Here is a 16,493-nt window from a genome sequence, read left to right on the forward strand (position 1 = left end):
GCAGGCAAGCCAGCTCTAATGTGGGAGCAGGCAAGCCAGCTCCCACACTTGATACTCATTGTTTTCAAAAACGGCGCTCATCCAAGCGCTGGCCCATCCCTTGCATTACCCCCCTAAAGCCCGGCCGGCCTGCGGTTGGGCGCTGCCATTAGGGGTGAAAACTACCTTGAACATACTTGACCTCGACCACAGCCTAACCGGTCAGGCGCCCATTGCCCGGCGGTTGGCCAGCGGCCGGGCCACGCGTCTGGACCTGCTCGACCTGGGGCCGAAACTGCGCCTGTGGTCCACAGAAAAAACCTGGAAACGATTTACCGAACGCCTGGCCCAACGGTCTCGGCCCAGGGATGCGCGCCCGGAAATCCTGTTTGTCGGCTCCGGCGACTATCACCACCTTACGCCGGCCTTTTTGGCTGATCTGAAAGAGCCCGTCAGCCTGATCCACTTCGACAACCACCCCGACTGGGTACGCTTTGCGCCCAAGCGCCACTGTGGTTCGTGGGTCAACCGCGCACTGAAGATGCCGGCGATCAAGCGCATCGTCACCCTCGGCCCGTGCAGCGATGACCTGCATAACCCACAACTGCGTGGCGGCAACCTTGGCGCGCTCAAGCGCGGGCAATTGCAGCTGTTTCCCTGGCAGCACCCGCCGTCGAAGGTCTGGGGTCGGGTCGGTGATGGAGCGGGTCACCAGCAGCAGGAAAACCACCTGCACTGGCGCAACCTGGCAGAGCTCGATTGGGCGAAATTCCTCGACCAGATGATCGCCAGCCTGCCCACCGAAGCGATCTGGATCACCATCGACAAGGATGTGCTGGCCAGCGAAGACGCCGCCACCAATTGGGACCAGGGCGGTATGCGCCTGACCCATCTGCTCCAGGCCCTGCGGGCGTTGGCGGCGCATAAACGCATCATTGGCATCGACGTGTGCGGTGAGTTCGCCACGCCGGTGTTCAGCAACGCGTTCAAGCGCTGGGAAGCCAAGTCCGACCAGCCGCCACCGCAGCGCTGGAGCGCGCAAGACTTGCAGCGCAATGCCGCGACCAATGAGGCCTTGATCAACCTGTTTGAGGAGCTGTTCCCGTGACCCTGACCGTGGTGTTGCTGCTGGCGTTTTCCATTGTTCTCGATGTAATTGGCCAGCTGTGTTTCAAACTGGGCGTGGACCGCTTACCGCAACTCGATGACGGGTTCAGCCTGCGCGCATTCTGGGGCCAGGTGTTCAATGCTCCACTGCTCTGGGCGGGCGTCGGCGCCTATGTCATCGAGTTTTTCGTCTGGCTCGAAGCCCTGTCCCGTGCGCCATTGAGTCTGCTGTTTCCGTTGGCGGCTTTGGCCTATTGCCTGGTGGTTCTGGCGGGCAGGGTGGTGCTCAAGGAAAGGGTCAGCCCAAGGCGTTGGCTGGGCACGCTGGTGATTACCTTGGGTGTGATGTTGGTAGCGATTGCGGGGAGCCAGGCATGACGACGCAGACAGTCGATAGCGGTTGGTTACATGGGCGCCTGGGCACCCTGGTGCTGTGGGCGCTACTGATTGCCACCGAAAGCGCCGGGCAATTGTTTACCAAGGTGGCTGGTGATCAATTGGGGCAGATGGATTTCACCTGGCAGTGGCTGGCCGACGTGGCGCGTAACCCGGGGATCCTGGCGGCGATTGCCAGTTACCTGGGGGCGTTTTTTGTGTGGATGCTGATCTTGCGGCGCAGCAGTTTGTCGCTGGCGTTTCCCCTGAGTTCACTGGTGTTTGTGGCGGTGCTGCTGGGGTCGTGGTTGGGGTTGGGTGAGCACATCAGCCTGTTGCATTGGGTAGGGGTGGTGGTGATTATCGGTGGTATCGCGCTGTTGGCTGAGGGCGAAGAGCACTGAAAATTCTGCTGCGAAACACAGGCAAAATGTGGGAGGGGCGGTGCGACGATTCGACTTGCCCCCTCCCACATTTGGATCTGCTTACTTAAGGCAGAACTGCGTCGGTTTTTAATCGAAGGTGTAGCTGATCGCCGTCTGCACCTGCCCCTGATTCACCTCGCCGGCCTGCTTGACGATGCTGCTCCGGGCCGCCGAGCCCACCAGATGCACCCAGCTTGCGCTGGTCAGCAGTGACCAGTGGGGCGCCAGGGGAAAAGCGAAGCTTTGGCTCAACGTCACGTTCTGGAAGCCGCCGCTGGCGTTGTAGGGCCGAAAGCCGGTGGCGGCAGCTTCGTTGTTGTCTACGCCAAAGAAGGTATTGGCCTGGCGCGCATCGGCAAAATGCGCCACCAGGCCACTGCTGCCGATAATCCCGCCGCCCAACGGGTAGCCCAGTTCGCCGCCGATCTTACCCAGGGTGCCGCTCTGGGAGTGACCGCCGCCCACGGCCTGGCCCAGCTGCGCGTAGACCCGCCAGAAATTGGCCGGGGCGTACTGGATGAAACCGCCGACCTCAGCCATGTCCGACACATTGCGCAAGCCCTGCAACTCACCGTTGGAGGTACGCCCTGCCAGGTAATTGATATAGGGGCCGGCGGTGATGCCGTGGGTGTTCAGGGCGCTCCAGGTCAGGCCGTCGTCGGTGCTCAGGCTGACGTCGCCCCAATCCAGGTCCAGGTAGGGCACGGGCCGGGTTTCGTAGCGGCTGCCGGTCGGGTCATGGGGCTGATAGCTCAGGCCCGCGCCCACGTCGCCGCTGATGCCGTCTGCCCAGGCCGCACTGGAGCAGCCCCATAGGCCGAGCAAACCTGCGAATACGGCAGAAGTGATGTTGGTCATGGTGTACGTTCCTGAGGTGACAGGCGCGCATGAACGCGCAAACCCTCGCGCCTGCGCAAGCACTCATGTTGTTTGTAGCAAGCTACAAAAATTGTAGCTTGCAGCACGCCTATCACTGCGACTCTGCCGGCAAACCCCCAGCCCGACTGGGTTTTGACTAGTTGGCACACTCCCTGCTCTATCCCTGTTGCAAGCGCATACAGCGCGCTCTCTCAGGTACAGGTAGATGATCCACTGGCATATCGTGTGTGACTTCGATGGGACCATTACCCCCACGGATGTCATCGACAACGTCCTCCAACGCTTCGCCGGCCCCGAGTGGGAAACCATTGAACAGCAATGGCTGGACGGGCATATCGGTTCACGCGAATGCCTGAGCCGCCAACTGGCGCTGATCAAGGCCACCCCAAGCGAACTGCTGGCGTATTTCGACAGCGTCGAGATCGACCCGGACTTCCCGGATTTCGTCGATCACGTCATGGACCTGGGCGCCTCTATCGAGGTGGTCAGCGACGGCATCGAACAGGGCATCGCGCGCATCCTGTCGCGCAATTACGTGACCTTGTTGCCGATCCTCGCCAACCGTCTGCGCCAGGTCGACCAGAACAGCTGGCGTATCGACTTCCCCTACGCCAGCGATGCTTGCCGCGCCGCTTCCGGCAACTGCAAGTGCAAATCCACCCCGCGCAACAAGCGCGTACTGGTGATCGGTGACGGCAAGTCCGACATGTGCGTGGCGTCCACCGCCGACTTCGTGTTCGCCAAGGGCAGCCTCGCCGACTACTGCGTCGCCAACCACATTCCTCACGCGCGCTTCGACACCTTTGCGCAAGTGACCGCACTGCTGGCCAAGCTGCCCCAAGGCATCGCCGCCAACGCCACCACCTTCAACACCTCTTCTGACACTCAGGAACTCTTCCATCATGTCTGATATCCGTATCGCTACCGCCGAAGACCAGATCCTTCTGGATAAAGAAGCCAAGTATTGCTCCTACGGCGACACCGTTCACTACATCGAGCCTCCGCGTATTTTCAGCCGTTGCGAAGGCTCCTACGTGTGGGACACCGAAGACCAGGCTTACCTCGACCTGCAGATGTGGTACTCGGCCGTCAACTTCGGCTACGCCAACCCGCGCCTGAACAATGCGCTGAAACAACAGATCGACACCCTGCCGCAAATTGCCAGCCAGTATCTGCACAAAGGCAAGATCGAGCTCTCGGAAATGATCGCGGTCGACGCCAAGAAGAAGTTCGGTCTCGACGGCCGCGTGCACTTCAACGTCGGCGGTTCGCAGTCCATCGAAGACTCGTTGAAAGTGGTACGTAACGCCAGCAACGGCAAAAGCCTGATGTTCGCCTTTGAAGGCGGCTACCACGGCCGCACCCTCGGCGCCTCGTCGATCACCTCCAGCTTCCGCTATCGTCGTCGCTACGGCCACTTTGGCGAACGCGCCAACTTCATCCCATTCCCTTACCACTTCCGTGGCCCGAAGGGCATGACCAAGGAAGAGTACGGCAGCCATTGCGTGCAGCAGTTCGCCCGTTTGTTCGAGACCGAATACAACGGCGTCTGGGACCCCAAAACCAACCAGTGCGAATACGCAGCTTTCTATGTCGAGCCGATCCAGGGCACCGGCGGCTACGTGATCCCACCGATGAACTTCTACCGCGAGCTCAAGCACGTCCTGGACCAGCACGGCATCCTGATGGTGTCCGACGAAATCCAGATGGGCTTCTACCGCACCGGCAAACTCTGGTCGATCGAGCACTTCGATGTGCAGCCGGACGTGATCGTGTTCGGCAAGGCCCTGACCAATGGCCTCAACCCATTGGGCGGTATCTGGGCCCGTGAAGAGTTGATCAACCCGAAGGTGTTCCCGCCAGGTTCGACTCACTCCACCTTCGCCTCCAACCCGTTGGGCACCGCCGTCGGCCTGGAAATGTTCAAGATGACCAACGAAGTCGATTACGGCGCGATGGTCATGGCCAAGGGCAAGTTCTTCCTGGAAGGCTTGCAGGACCTGCAAAAACGCTTCCCGATCATTGGCGATGTCGACGGCCTGGGCCTGGCGCTGCGCTGCGAAATCTGCGGCCCGGACGGCTTCACCCCAGACAAGGCGACCCTGGACTATATGGTCGAGGAAGGCATGAAAGGCGACATGGTGGTGGACGGCCAGAAGCTGGGTCTGATCCTCGACGTGGGCGGTTACTACAAGAACGTGATCACCCTGGCACCGTCCCTGGAAATCAGCTACCCGGAAATCGAATTGGGTCTCAAGCTGCTTGAGCAACTGCTGGTGCGAGCGACCAATCGGTGAATGCGCAAGGGATCGACCTCGGTGAAGGTACCGCCGGCTTCGTTCTCGGTGAAGGTCCGGTCGGGATCCTGTTGATCCACGGCCTGACCGGCACACCGACCGAGTTGCGCCAGGTCGCCAAGGGCCTGGCCAAGACAGGCAATTGCACGGTGTATGTGCCCACGTTGGCCGGGCACTGCGGCGATAACAGCGACTTGCAGGCTACCGGCTGGCGTGACTGGTACGAAGGCGTGCGCAAGACCTTCCTGCAGGTCAAGCAACGCCACGGGCAGGTGTTTGTCGGCGGCTTGTCCATGGGCGCGGTGATGTCTATGTATGTGGCCGCCGAACACCCAGGCCAGGTCGCCGGGCTGCTGATGTACTCCACCACCCTGAAGTACGACGGCTGGAGCATCAACAAGCTGGCGTTCCTCACGCCGTTGCTGATGAAGATTCCATTCGGCGTGCACGTTTGCAGCTTCGAAGAGAAGCCGCCCTACGGCATCAAGAATGAGCGCCTGCGGGCCATCGTCGAACGGCAGATGAAGGAAGGGGAGAGCAGCGAGGCAGGGTTGCTGACCATGGAAGGCATCACCGTGCGCGAATTGCACCGCATGAACGCGGTGGTCAAGAAGCGCATGCCCGACATCAAGGTGCCGGCGCTGGTGCTGCATTCCATCGAAGACGACATCACCAGCCGCTGGAACGCCGACTACGTGGAACGCCACCTCGGTGGCCCGGTGACCAAGATTTTGCTGGATAACTGCTACCACATGATCACGGTCGACCTGCAATACCGACGGGTGATCGAGTTGAGTGCCGAGTTTGTCGAGCAGCACACAGCCTTCAGGTCAACGCCGGTCAAGGTGGGAGCTGGCTTGCCGGCGATGGCATCACTGCGGTCTGCCTGACGCACCGAGGGGCGTGCATCGCCGGCAAGCCAGCTCTCACATTTGATCGGCGTTCGCCATAGAAATAAGGGCAATCTGTGATAACCACCCAAGCCTTCCCGACCATCCGGGCGATCCAGCGCGATGCCTGGAACGACTGTTTTCCCGGTGCCCTGGAGGATTGGGACTATTACCTGGCCGTGGAAAACGCCGCTATCGATGATTTTCAGTGGCGTTACCTGGCGGTCTACGAAGATGAAACGCTGGTGGCTGTGGCTGCTGCGTTCATTACCCATTATCGCCTCGACACCACGGTGTCGGGGGCGGGCAAGCGCGTGACCGAACGCCTGGCTCGCCTGTGGCCGCAGGCTTTGCAATTGGCGCTGTACGCCATTGGTTCGCCGGTGGCTGAGCGTTGTGATGCGGGGGTCGCCAGCCATGTGCCCGAGGGCCGCCGCGCGTTGTTGTTGCAGCAGTTACTGGCGGCTGCGCGTCGGGATGCCGACCACTTCGGTATTGGGCTGGTGGCGGTCAAGGACGCGCCGACCAACGACCCGCATTGGGCCGACAGTTGTCGTGCAGCCGGCTTTCAGACCATGCCGAGCTTGCCGACCGGGGTGTTGCCGTTGCCCTACGGGTCGGTGGATGCGTACCTGGGCTCGCTGGGCAAATCCACGCGCAAGGACCTGCGCCGCAAGCTACGGGCACCCGGGCCGCGCATCGAGTGGCGGCACAACGTCGATGATGTGCTGCCCGAGATCATGCGCCTGTACGAGGCCACGCTTGCGCGCGCGGATCTACAGTTCGAGCGCCTGCCTGCCGCTTACTTCACCGGCGTGCTTGAACACCTTCACGAGCGGGCGGTCTGTGTTCTTTACTGGGTGGACGAACGCCTGGTGGCGTTCAACCTGATCCTGCTGGATGAGCAGCGGCTGGTGGATAAGTTCTTTGGCCACGACATCGAATTCAGCCGTGAGTACAACCTGTACTTTCGCAGTTGGCTGACCAATGTCGACTATTGTATTGAACACAATATCCCGGTGTACGAGTGCGGCCAGGCCGGGTATGCCAGTAAACTGCGGCTGGGGTGCGAGTTCGAGGGCAACAGCCTGTTCTTTCGCCATCGCAACCGGCTGGTCAACGGCCTGCTCAAGCTTGTAAAACTGTTTATTCGACCGGATCGTTCCGACCCTGCCATGGCTGCTGCGATAAGCGAAACCTGATGATCACCAAGACCCGCCAGAAAGCCCGCCCCTTTGCCATTTCGCGTTGGAGCGTCCAGCGCAAGCTGGTGCTGGCGTTCTGGCTGGTCAGCGTTATTCCGACCATGATTGCCGCTGAGCTGGCCGCCACCACGCTGTCGCAGATTTTCGACAGCAACGTGCGTATCTGGCTGCAAGAATCGACCAAGATCGTCAAGGATGAGATCGGTGACATCCTTCATGACAACGCGCGCATGGCCAAGCTGTTCTTGCGCTATACCAGCCCACCGTCGTCGAAACAGGCGGCCAGGCATGACCGGCTGACCGCCGACATTGCCGATGCCACCGATATCGACGTGGTCGCGCTGATTCGCACCAGCGACCACAAAGTGGTGTTCAGCACAGCCGCCGATGACATCGTCAGGCAGATCAACCTGACCAGCAATGCCGTGCTGCAGACCGTGCAAGTCGCGGGGGTGAGCACGGGGCTGGTGGTGTCAACCTTCGAGACCAGCCGCGATGGCGTTGATTACCTGTTGTTGGTGGCGACCTACCTGGACAGCAGTTTCCTCACCAGCGTGGCCGATGTGCACTCCCTGGACCTGCGTTTGTACCTGGCCAACCCGGCGGGTTTTTCCGAGATATTTTCCACCCAGCGTTTCGAGAATCACCCTTCGCGCATCCCGAAGAACGTCGAAGCCGCGCTGCGCAGCACCAAGCAGCCCAGCGAGCAATTCACTAACCAGTACAGCGGTTTGTACTGGCCGATCTTCAATGATGCCGGCGAACTGCAAGGCGTTATATTCAGCGGCCTGTTGCGTCACACCAGCCTGGTAGGGCTGGTGAACCAGAGCAACCTGTTCGTGCTGATCTTCCTGCTCAGCTCGGCGCTGTCACTGGCGGCCGGGGTGCTGGTGTCGCAGCGCCTGACCAAACCGCTGCGCGACTTGTCCCAAGGTGTGAACGCGGTGATTTCCGGTAGTTACGCGCATCGCGTGGTGGTCAGTGGCGGTGATGAACTGGCGCAGTTGAGCAGTACCTTCAACCACATGACCGAGCGCCTCGGCGAACTGCACCACCTGGAAGCCCAACTGCGCCGGCGTGATCGGCTGCATGCCCTGGGTGAAGTCGCCATGGGCCTGGCCCATGAAATCCGCAACCCGCTGGGCATCATCAAGACCGCCACCCAATTGTTGCACCGGCGTGCCGACCTGGCGGAAACCGACAAGCGTCACCTGGAGTACGTCATCAGCGAGGTCAGCCGCATCAACGAGCTGATTACCGAGTTCCTCGATTTCGCCAAACCCAATCCACCGATACGCGTGCTGCAGCCGGCACGTGCCCTGGTGGAAGAAATCCTCGGTTTTTGCGGCCCGGAGCTGAGCACCCACAATATTGATGCACAGATTGACGACCAGGCGCCCGACGCCACGATCTATGCCGATGCCAAGCAGCTCAAGCAGGCTTGCCTCAATCTGATACTCAACGCCATCGACGCGATGCCCGAAGGCGGGCGCCTGACCCTGGGCATCCGCAACGTGGGCGACAACACGGTGATCAGCATCGCCGATACCGGTCAGGGTATCCCGGCGGATATGGTCGAGCGTATCTTCACGCCGTTTGTCACCACCAAGGCATCGGGCACCGGCCTGGGTCTGGCCAAAGTCTATTCGATCATGGAAAGTCACGACGGCAGCATCGAATGCGCCAGTGAGAAAGATGCCGGCGCCACCTTCAGCCTGTACATTCCGGCTAACGGTGAAGACGACGGTGAGGATGAGGACGGGCATGACGCATAACGTATTGGTGGTCGACGACGAGCCCAAGCTCTGTGATTTGCTGACCCAGGCCCTGAGCCAGAACGGTATCCAGGTGTTCAGCGCGGGCAACGGCCTGCATGCGCTCAAGGTGCTGGGCGAGGAGGACATCGACCTGGTGATCAGCGACTGGCGTATGCCGGGCATGGACGGGCCGGCATTGCTGGCCGAGATCAAGGTGCGCTATCCACAGGTGCCGGTGATTGTGATGACCGCCTACAGCACGGTAAAAAATGCCGTGCAGTCGATGCGCAACGGTGCCTATGACTACATCGCCAAGCCGTTCGATATCGATGAGCTGGACATCACCGTGGCCAAGGCCCTGCAATTTCGCGACATCATGCGCGATAACGCACGGATGCGCGCAGAGCTGGACGAACATGCGCAGTTCGACAGCCTGGTGGGCGACAGCCCGGCGTTTCGCAAGGTGCTGCAAGCCGTGGATTCGGTGCGTGACAGCAGCGCAACCATCCTGCTGACCGGCGAAAGCGGCACCGGCAAGGAAATGGTCGCCCGCGCCATCCACAAGCATGGCAGCCGTGCCGACAAACCCTTTGTGGCCGTCAACTGCGCGGCGATTCCCGAAGGTTTGCTGGAAAGCGAGATGTTCGGCCATCGCAAAGGTGCCTTCACCGGCGCCGTGGCCGACCGGGTAGGGCGCTTCATGCAGGCCGACAAGGGCACGCTGTTCCTCGATGAAGTGGGGGACATGCCCCTGGCGTTGCAGGCCAAGATTTTGCGCGCCTTGCAAGAGCGGGTCATCGAGCCGGTGGGTGACCCACGCGAGCGCAAGGTGGATGTGCGGGTCATTGCCGCCACCAACAAGAACCTGCTGGACGCAGTGGCGAACAAAGAGTTTCGCGAAGACCTCTACTACCGCCTCAACGTCTTCCCGATTCCATTGCCGGCCCTGCGTGAGCGCGTGGAAGATATCGCGCCCCTGGCCCGGCATTTCGCCCAGACCTTGAGCGCCACCGCCGGTAAGCGCATTACCGGCTTCAGCCCCGAGGCATTGCAGGCGATGGCGGCGTATCACTGGCCGGGCAATATCCGCGAGCTGCAAAACTGCGTGGAGCGCGCGACCATCGTCGCAGCGTCGCCGGTGATCGAGGATATTGATTTGCCGGGTTATCTGTTTGCTTCAAAACCGAGCGAGGGCGATGTGACGGCGATCCTCAGCGACGGCCCGGGCGTGCCGCAGGATCTGGATGCGGCGCTGGCCGAGGTGGAGAAAGCCTACATCCTGGCGGCGTTGCAGGAGAGCAACGGGGTGCAGGCCGCGGCGGCGCAGCGGATCGGCATTTCCGAACGCAGTTTCTGGTATCGCCTGAAAAAACTCGGGATTCAAGTCGACAAAATCGTCCGCTGACACACGGCGGGCAAAAAATGTGGGAGGGGGCTTGCTCCCGATAACGGTGTGTCAGTCAGTACCTATTTCACTGATCCACCGCTATCGGGAGCAAGCCCCCTCCCACATTGTTGACCGAGTTGAGTCAGGAGTGGAGGCGAACCCAGATGCTGACCAGGATCGTCGCGGCCATCAACCAGGCCACGGCAGCTACTGCCAGTGATGCCTCCAGCCGCATCCGATCGACCATCACATACAAGGTCGCCAGGTACACGAAGTACGGAATGATCGACCACATCCCGAACACGATGGTGGTCTTCAAATCCTCCACCGAACGCCCTTTGCCGACGATGTAGTGGGCGATCAGTGCGAAGGTCGGAAACAGTGGCACCAAGCCTGCGATGTAATAGTTTTTGGTCTTGGCCAGTGCCGCCAGGATCAGCACCACCGCCGCGCCAAGTGCGGCCTTCAAGAACAGATCCATCAGTGACTCAACCCGTATTTCTTGACCTTGTCGAACAGCGTGGTCTTGGCCATGCCCAATTCCTGGCTGGCCTGGGTCAGGTTGCCGCCGCTACGCTGCAGGGCGTCCACCAGCAGGTTGCGCTCAAAGGCTTCCACCGCTTCGGTAAAGGCCAGGCCGTGGTTGCCGCTGCTGGCGCCGCTTTTCTTGAAGGCGGGCAGCCCCAGGGCAAAACGTTCGGCGACGTTGCGCAGTTCACGCACGTTGCCCGGCCAGTCGTGGCTCATCAGGCTCGACAGGGTCTGGTTGTCCAGCTCCGGCACCGCCCGGTCGAAGCGCAGCGACGATTGCTGCAGGAAGTGTTCGAACAGTTGCAGGATGTCTTCGCGCCGCTCGCGCAAAGGCGGCAGTTCCAGGGTGACCACGTTGAGGCGGTAGTACAGGTCGCTGCGGAACTGGTTGGCGCGGCTCAGTTCGTCGAGGTCGGACTTGGTGGCAGCGATTACCCGGCAATCCACCGCCACGCTCTGGTTCGATCCCAGGCGCTCCAGGGTGCGTTCCTGCAGCACCCGCAGCAGTTTGATCTGCAGGTTGATCGGCATACTTTCCACTTCATCGAGGAACAGCGTGCCCTGGTGGGCGTGTTCGATCTTGCCGATGCGGCGTTTGCCGGCGCCGGTGAAGGCATTGGCCTCGTGGCCGAAAATTTCGCTTTCGAACAGGTTTTCCGGCAGGCCCCCGCAGTTCAAGGCGACGAACTGATGGGAGTGGCGTCGGCTGAAATCATGCAGGCAACGGGCAACCAGCTCCTTGCCGGTGCCAGTCTCGCCTTCGATCAGCACGTTGGCCGATGTGTCGGCGACGTTGGCGATCAGCTCGCGCAGGTTCTGCATCGCCGGCGAGCGGCCAATGATGCGGCCTTCCAGCGAATCACGCTCGGCCAACTGGCGGCGCAGTGACCAGACCTCTCGTGCCAGCCCACGCTGCTCCAGGGCGCGACGGGCAACATCGACCAGGCGCTCGGGAGAGAAGGGTTTTTCCATGAAGTCGTAGGCGCCGTTGCGCATGGCGCCGACGGCCATGGAAATATCGCCATGCCCGGTAATCAGGACCACCGGCAGGCTTTTATCCAACGCCTTGAGGCGGGTCAGCAGCTCCAGGCCATCGATGCCCGGCAGGCGAATATCGCTGATGACGATGCCGGCAAAGTTTTCGCCGATACGTTTGAGCGCTTCTTCGGCGCTGCCCACGCCGACGCTGGGGATGTCTTCCAGCGCCAGGGCCTGTTGGCAACCGAGCAGCACGTGGGGATCATCTTCGACGATCAGCACGGTCAGGTCTTGGGGATCAGTATTCATGTCGACTCAACTTTTTTAGCGCCCGCCAGCGGCAGGTTCAGGACAAAGGCAGTACCACCACCGGCCGGGTGTTCCACGGCCAGGCTGCCACCGGTCGCGGCTGCGAGGCTAGCGGACAGGGTCAGGCCCAGCCCCAGGCCTTGTTCGCCGGGCTTGGTGGTGAAGAAAGGTTCGAACAAATGCTTGCGTGCCTCAGGGGCGATGCCGTGACCATTGTCGCGTACCAGCAGGCGGTATTTGCCCTCGGTACTCTGGCCCTCCAACCACAATTGCGGCGCCGGTTGCGTCTGCATCGCGTCCAGAGCATTACCAATCAGGTTGACCAGAATCTGTTCCAGGCGTGTCTGGTCGATCTGCAACTGGGCGGGTGCGAAGTCGCGGTGCAAGGTCAGTGGCAAACCGTCCAGGCGTGCGCCCAGCACCTGGAACGCAGCGTCCACGGCCTTGCCCAGGCTGGCTTCGCCCTGGTCATCGCCGCGCCGGGCGAACGAGCGCAGGCTGGCGGTGATACGGCCCATGCGGTCGATCAGTTCGTTGATGGTCTTGAGGTTGGTGCTGGCGGTGTCCAGGGCGCCGCGCTCAAGGAAGCGCACGGTATTGCCGGACAGGGTGCGCAGCGCGGCCAGCGGCTGGTTCAACTCGTGGGCGATGCTGGTGGACATCTGGCCGATGGCGGCGAGTTTGCCGGCCTGTACCAATTCGTCCTGGGCGCGGCGCAGGGTCTCTTCGGCCTGGCGCCGTTCACGGATCTGGCCCTTGAGCCGTTCGTTACTGGCGCGCAGGTCGGCGGTGCGTTCGGCGATCCGCCGCTCCAGTTGGCTGTTGGCTTCCTGCAGGGCTTCCCGAGCGGCGAGGCGGGTGGCGATGACCTTGCGTCGCTCGTTCCAGGCAATCAGCAGGAAGGCGACAAGGCCGAAGGCAACTGCTACCAGAATGCCCTGATTGATCGCGGCACGGCGCAGGTCATTGAGCGGGGTGAGCAGGGTGAAATTCCACGGCGTGTCGTTGAGCGGTCGGGTTTGCGCCAGGTAGCTGACAGCGTGCTGGTCGTTGACCACTTCCGAATTGGCCGGGAAGGTCAGTTTCTCGGTGCCTTCGTTCAGGCGCTCGCGGGCCAGGGGTTGCAGTTCATTGAGCGTCGCCCAGTAATATTGCAGGCTGTGGGCCAGGCGATCCTTGGTGTCATCGCTCAGCGGGCGTACAGCCTTGAGGCGGCGCGCCGGGTCACTGGACAGAATGATGATGCCGTTCTCGTCGCTCACGAACGCCTCGAGACGGGCACGCTGCCAGCGTTCTTCGAGGGCTTCGAGGCGCACCTTGACCACGGCGACGCCGATGATCTTGCCGTGCTCTTCCAGGCCATGGGCCAGGTAATAGCCGGGTTCGCCGTTGGTGCTGCCGATACCGTAGAAACGGCCGGGTTGGCCGCGTACGGCATTCTGGAAATAGGCGCGAAAAGACAGGTCCTCACCCTGGTAACTGTCGGCATCGCGCCAGTTACTGGTGGCCAGCACGCGGCCGGTGGTGTCCATCACGTAGATGGCTCTGCTGCGACTGCGACGATTCAGGCCCTCAAGGTAGTCGTTGACCGTTTTACGGGTTTCCTGATTCGGCTCGGCCAGCAATTGCGACACGCTGGACTCCAGCTCCAGCAGGCTGGGCAGGTAGGTGTATTTGCTCAGTTCACTTTCGACGGTGCGGGCGTGCAACTCCAACTGGCGTTCGCCGTTGTCGCTGAGGGTGCGGATGCCATAGTACTCGCTGACCCAAAAGCCGATATAACCCAGGCCGATCATCAGGGCGATGATCAACGGCGGAAGGAACAGTTGGCGTATCAGACGAGGCTTCACGGCAAGTGATGGCGGTGCGGCGCGATATTGATTGGGGTCGCATTTCATCACAGATGCCTTGGGTCAACCAGAGCTGCCAGCCTGTGCGATCCAGTGTGGGAGGGGGCTTGCCCCCGATAGCAGTGTGTCAGTCGATACATCTGTCACTGATCCACCGCTATCGGGGGCAAGCCCCCTCCCACATTGGCCATATTCCTACAGTGGGAGCTGCTTAGTACTTAGTGCTGCAGGATTTTCTCAAGGAAGTGCTGTGCGCGTTCGGAGCGTGCGCTGATGTCGCCGAAGAACTCTTCTTTCGGGCAGTCTTCGATGATCTTGCCGGCGTCCATGAAAATCACGCGGTCGGCCACTTTGCGCGCGAAGCCCATTTCGTGGGTCACGCACATCATGGTCATGCCTTCATGGGCCAGTTGCACCATCACGTCGAGCACTTCGTTGACCATTTCCGGGTCCAGCGCCGAGGTCGGTTCGTCGAACAGCATGACGATCGGGTCCATGGCCAGGGCGCGGGCAATCGCCACACGTTGCTGCTGGCCGCCGGAGAGCTGGCCAGGATGCTTGTGGGCGTGTGCCGACAAGCCTACGCGGTCGAGCAGTTGCAGACCCTTCTTGGTGGCTTCTTCCTTGCTGCGGCCCAGCACCTTGATCTGCGCGATGGTCAGGTTTTCAGTGATGGTCAGGTGCGGGAACAGCTCGAAGTGCTGGAACACCATGCCAACGCGTGAACGCAGTTTTGGCAGGTTGGTCTTCGGGTCGGCGATGGAGGTGCCATCGACCACAATGTCGCCCTTCTGGAACGGTTCCAGCGCGTTGACGCACTTGATCAGGGTGGACTTGCCCGAGCCGGAGGGCCCGCACACCACGATCACTTCGCCTTTCTTAACCTCGGTGCTGCAATCGGTCAGCACCTGGAAGTCGCCATACCACTTGTTGATGTTCTTGATAGAGATCATACGGCAAACCTTTTTTGCAGACGCTTGACCAGCAGCGAGGCGGAAAAGCTGATGATGAAGTAGACGACACCGGCAAAGATCAGGAACTCATTGGAGCGGCCGATGATGTCGCCGTTGGAGCGGGCGGAGTTGAGGAAGTCCACCAGGCCCACGGTGTAGACCAGGGAGGTGTCCTGGAACAGGATGATCGATTGTTGCAGCAGCAACGGCGTCATCTTGCGGAACGCCTGGGGCAGGATGATCAGGCGCATGGTCTGGCCGTAGGTCATGCCCATCGCTTGTGCCGCTGCCATCTGGCCCTTGGGGATCGACTGCACGCCGGCCCGCACGATTTCGCAGAAGTACGCAGCCTCGAACATCATGAACGCCACGACGCAGGACGTGAACGCACCGATCGGCGTGTCTTCGCCGGTGATCCAGCGCAGTACGAACGGCACCGCCAGGTAGAACCAGGTGATCACCAGCAGCAGCGGGATCGAGCGGAAGTAGTTCACATAGGCGCCGGCCACACGCGACAGCAGTTTATTGGACGACAAGCGCATCAGGGCCAGGATGGTCCCGATGATGATGCCGCCGACCACGCCCATGACCATCAGCTTCAAGGTCATGACCATGCCGTTCCACAGGCCCGGGATGGCGGGGATGATGCCGCTGAAATCGAAGTCCATTATTTACCCCCCACGGAGATCAGGCCGGGCACTGCGACTTTCTTCTCCACTACGCGCATCAGCAGCATCAGGCTCATGTTCAGGGTGAAGTAGATCAGCGTGGCCAGGGTGAAGGCTTCAAACAGGTTGGCCGAAAACTCGGCGGTCTGTTTGGTTTGCGCCAGCAGTTCCATCAAGCCGATCAAGGACGCCACGGAGGAGTTCTTGAACACGTTGAGGAATTCGGAGGTAAGCGGTGGAATGATGATGCGATACGCCTGGGGCAGCAGCACGTTCCAGTAGATCTGCGGCAGCTTGAAGCCCATGGCGCGCGCGGCGGATTCCTGGCCACGTGGCAGCGCCTGGATGCCTGTACGTACTTGCTCACACACACGGGCGGCGGTGAACAGGCCCAGGCACACCACAACGCTCAGGTAGGCCGAGGTGGTCGGGTTCAGGTCTTGTTTGTACCAGTCCTGCAGGTTTTGCGGCAGCATATCCGGTACCAGGAAGTACCAGATGAACAGCTGAACCAGCAGCGGCACGTTACGAAACAGTTCTACGTAGCAGGTCGCAATGCCCGACACGAGGCGGTTTGGCACCGTGCGCATGACCCCCAGAATGGAGCCCAGCAGCAAGGCGATAATCCATGCCACGATGGCGATGGCGATGGTCCAGCCCAGCCCGGAGATGTACCAGTCGAGATAAGTCTCGCTGCCCACGCCGGTGGACTTGAAGAACACGCCCCAGTCCCAGTTGTAATTCATTAGGGTCTCCCCTCGAGATCGATCGATGTACAAGCACCCGCTTGGGAAGATCCTTTTCCGCCCGACAATGAATGCCAGGCACACGCGATCGGCTCGAAAACCGCCAGGTCGAGTGTTCCAAGTTGAAGCCAGCAGGTAATTACAGACGCCTGAGGGA

16 protein-coding genes are annotated in these 16,493 nt (G+C 61.0%); 9 read left to right on the forward strand and 7 right to left on the reverse strand.

Features of this window, described 5'->3' with window-relative positions:
* Positions 1 to 166 precede the first annotated feature (166 nt).
* From IH404_RS06925 to IH404_RS06935, 3 genes are read left to right on the forward strand one after another with little or no spacing between them, the layout of a single operon-like run.
* On the forward strand, positions 167 to 1,087 hold the full coding sequence (locus IH404_RS06925) for an arginase (RefSeq protein ID WP_032803279.1): 921 nt from the start codon (positions 167 to 169) through the stop codon (positions 1,085 to 1,087).
* The gene (locus tag IH404_RS06930) at positions 1,084 to 1,464 is read left to right on the forward strand and encodes an EamA family transporter (protein WP_005785225.1); all 381 of its coding nucleotides are present in this window, start codon (positions 1,084 to 1,086) and stop codon (positions 1,462 to 1,464) included. The genes IH404_RS06925 and IH404_RS06930 overlap by 4 nt, the downstream gene beginning before the upstream one ends.
* Positions 1,461 to 1,865, forward strand: coding sequence for an EamA family transporter (locus IH404_RS06935; RefSeq protein WP_005785226.1), 405 nt, complete (start codon positions 1,461 to 1,463; stop codon positions 1,863 to 1,865). Before IH404_RS06930 ends, IH404_RS06935 begins: the two co-directional genes overlap by 4 nt.
* A gap of 108 nt (positions 1,866 to 1,973) precedes the next feature.
* On the opposite strand, the gene IH404_RS06940 is transcribed toward IH404_RS06935, so the two are convergent.
* Positions 1,974 to 2,744 (reverse strand): MipA/OmpV family protein, encoded by a 771-nt coding sequence (locus IH404_RS06940; protein WP_005785228.1) that lies wholly within the window; start codon positions 2,742 to 2,744, stop codon positions 1,974 to 1,976.
* Between the two features lie 226 nt (positions 2,745 to 2,970).
* Between IH404_RS06940 and IH404_RS06945 the strand changes: the two genes are divergently transcribed.
* From IH404_RS06945 to IH404_RS06970, 6 genes are all read left to right on the forward strand, one after another.
* Positions 2,971 to 3,675, forward strand: coding sequence for an MtnX-like HAD-IB family phosphatase (locus IH404_RS06945; RefSeq protein ID WP_005785229.1), 705 nt, complete (start codon positions 2,971 to 2,973; stop codon positions 3,673 to 3,675).
* Positions 3,668 to 5,062: an aminotransferase class III-fold pyridoxal phosphate-dependent enzyme gene (locus IH404_RS06950; RefSeq protein ID WP_005785231.1), complete on the forward strand. Its 1,395-nt coding sequence runs from the start codon at positions 3,668 to 3,670 to the stop codon at positions 5,060 to 5,062. The genes IH404_RS06945 and IH404_RS06950 overlap by 8 nt, the downstream gene beginning before the upstream one ends.
* Entirely contained in the window at positions 5,059 to 5,952 is an 894-nt protein-coding gene (locus IH404_RS06955) for an alpha/beta fold hydrolase (RefSeq protein ID WP_005785233.1), read from the forward strand. The genes IH404_RS06950 and IH404_RS06955 overlap by 4 nt, the downstream gene beginning before the upstream one ends.
* Positions 5,953 to 6,029: 77 nt before the next feature.
* Positions 6,030 to 7,154 carry a GNAT family N-acetyltransferase gene (locus tag IH404_RS06960; RefSeq protein ID WP_005785235.1) on the forward strand — a complete coding sequence of 375 codons (1,125 nt, stop codon included), beginning with the start codon at positions 6,030 to 6,032 and terminating at the stop codon, positions 7,152 to 7,154.
* Positions 7,154 to 8,932: a HAMP domain-containing sensor histidine kinase gene (locus tag IH404_RS06965; protein WP_005785237.1), complete on the forward strand. Its 1,779-nt coding sequence runs from the start codon at positions 7,154 to 7,156 to the stop codon at positions 8,930 to 8,932. The genes IH404_RS06960 and IH404_RS06965 overlap by 1 nt, the downstream gene beginning before the upstream one ends.
* Complete coding sequence (locus IH404_RS06970; protein WP_005785239.1) at positions 8,922 to 10,319, forward strand: sigma-54 dependent transcriptional regulator; 1,398 nt, start codon at positions 8,922 to 8,924, stop codon at positions 10,317 to 10,319. Before IH404_RS06965 ends, IH404_RS06970 begins: the two co-directional genes overlap by 11 nt.
* A 124-nt stretch (positions 10,320 to 10,443) precedes the next feature.
* Here the strand turns inward: IH404_RS06970 and IH404_RS06975 are convergent, their stop codons facing one another.
* The 6 genes from IH404_RS06975 to IH404_RS07000 form a co-directional block, all read right to left on the reverse strand.
* Positions 10,444 to 10,782: a GlpM family protein gene (locus tag IH404_RS06975; RefSeq protein WP_005785241.1), complete on the reverse strand. Its 339-nt coding sequence runs from the start codon at positions 10,780 to 10,782 to the stop codon at positions 10,444 to 10,446.
* Positions 10,782 to 12,119 (reverse strand): sigma-54 dependent transcriptional regulator, encoded by a 1,338-nt coding sequence (locus IH404_RS06980; protein ID WP_005785243.1) that lies wholly within the window; start codon positions 12,117 to 12,119, stop codon positions 10,782 to 10,784. Before IH404_RS06980 ends, IH404_RS06975 begins: the two co-directional genes overlap by 1 nt.
* Positions 12,116 to 14,017 (reverse strand): sensor histidine kinase, encoded by a 1,902-nt coding sequence (locus IH404_RS06985; RefSeq protein WP_032877539.1) that lies wholly within the window; start codon positions 14,015 to 14,017, stop codon positions 12,116 to 12,118. The genes IH404_RS06980 and IH404_RS06985 overlap by 4 nt, the downstream gene beginning before the upstream one ends.
* A 170-nt stretch (positions 14,018 to 14,187) precedes the next feature.
* Complete coding sequence (locus IH404_RS06990; RefSeq protein ID WP_003188952.1) at positions 14,188 to 14,922, reverse strand: amino acid ABC transporter ATP-binding protein; 735 nt, start codon at positions 14,920 to 14,922, stop codon at positions 14,188 to 14,190.
* Entirely contained in the window at positions 14,919 to 15,590 is a 672-nt protein-coding gene (locus IH404_RS06995) for an ABC transporter permease subunit (RefSeq protein ID WP_003188954.1), read from the reverse strand. The genes IH404_RS06990 and IH404_RS06995 overlap by 4 nt, the downstream gene beginning before the upstream one ends.
* On the reverse strand, positions 15,590 to 16,336 hold the full coding sequence (locus IH404_RS07000; protein WP_005785247.1) for an amino acid ABC transporter permease: 747 nt from the start codon (positions 16,334 to 16,336) through the stop codon (positions 15,590 to 15,592). The genes IH404_RS06995 and IH404_RS07000 overlap by 1 nt, the downstream gene beginning before the upstream one ends.
* Positions 16,337 to 16,493 lie beyond the last annotated feature (157 nt).

The sequence above is a fragment of the Pseudomonas sp. OST1909 genome (genome assembly GCF_015277575.1).
Lineage (GTDB): Bacteria > Pseudomonadota > Gammaproteobacteria > Pseudomonadales > Pseudomonadaceae > Aquipseudomonas > Aquipseudomonas synxantha_A.

Excerpts from the sequence above, each read along its gene's own strand:
- IH404_RS06935 (WP_005785226.1), top strand. The coding sequence starts at position 1,461 with ATGACGACGCAGACAGTCGATAGCGGTTGGTTACATGGGCGCCTGGGC.
- IH404_RS06940 (WP_005785228.1), bottom strand. The coding sequence starts at position 2,744 with ATGACCAACATCACTTCTGCCGTATTCGCAGGTTTGCTCGGCCTATGG.
- IH404_RS06945 (WP_005785229.1), top strand. The coding sequence starts at position 2,971 with ATGATCCACTGGCATATCGTGTGTGACTTCGATGGGACCATTACCCCC.
- IH404_RS06950 (WP_005785231.1), top strand. The coding sequence starts at position 3,668 with ATGTCTGATATCCGTATCGCTACCGCCGAAGACCAGATCCTTCTGGAT.
- IH404_RS06965 (WP_005785237.1), top strand. The coding sequence starts at position 7,154 with ATGATCACCAAGACCCGCCAGAAAGCCCGCCCCTTTGCCATTTCGCGT.
- IH404_RS06970 (WP_005785239.1), top strand. The coding sequence starts at position 8,922 with ATGACGCATAACGTATTGGTGGTCGACGACGAGCCCAAGCTCTGTGAT.
- IH404_RS06975 (WP_005785241.1), bottom strand. The coding sequence starts at position 10,782 with ATGGATCTGTTCTTGAAGGCCGCACTTGGCGCGGCGGTGGTGCTGATC.
- IH404_RS06980 (WP_005785243.1), bottom strand. The coding sequence starts at position 12,119 with ATGAATACTGATCCCCAAGACCTGACCGTGCTGATCGTCGAAGATGAT.
- IH404_RS06985 (WP_032877539.1), bottom strand. The coding sequence starts at position 14,017 with ATGAAATGCGACCCCAATCAATATCGCGCCGCACCGCCATCACTTGCC.
- IH404_RS06990 (WP_003188952.1), bottom strand. The coding sequence starts at position 14,922 with ATGATCTCTATCAAGAACATCAACAAGTGGTATGGCGACTTCCAGGTG.
- IH404_RS06995 (WP_003188954.1), bottom strand. The coding sequence starts at position 15,590 with ATGGACTTCGATTTCAGCGGCATCATCCCCGCCATCCCGGGCCTGTGG.
- IH404_RS07000 (WP_005785247.1), bottom strand. The coding sequence starts at position 16,336 with ATGAATTACAACTGGGACTGGGGCGTGTTCTTCAAGTCCACCGGCGTG.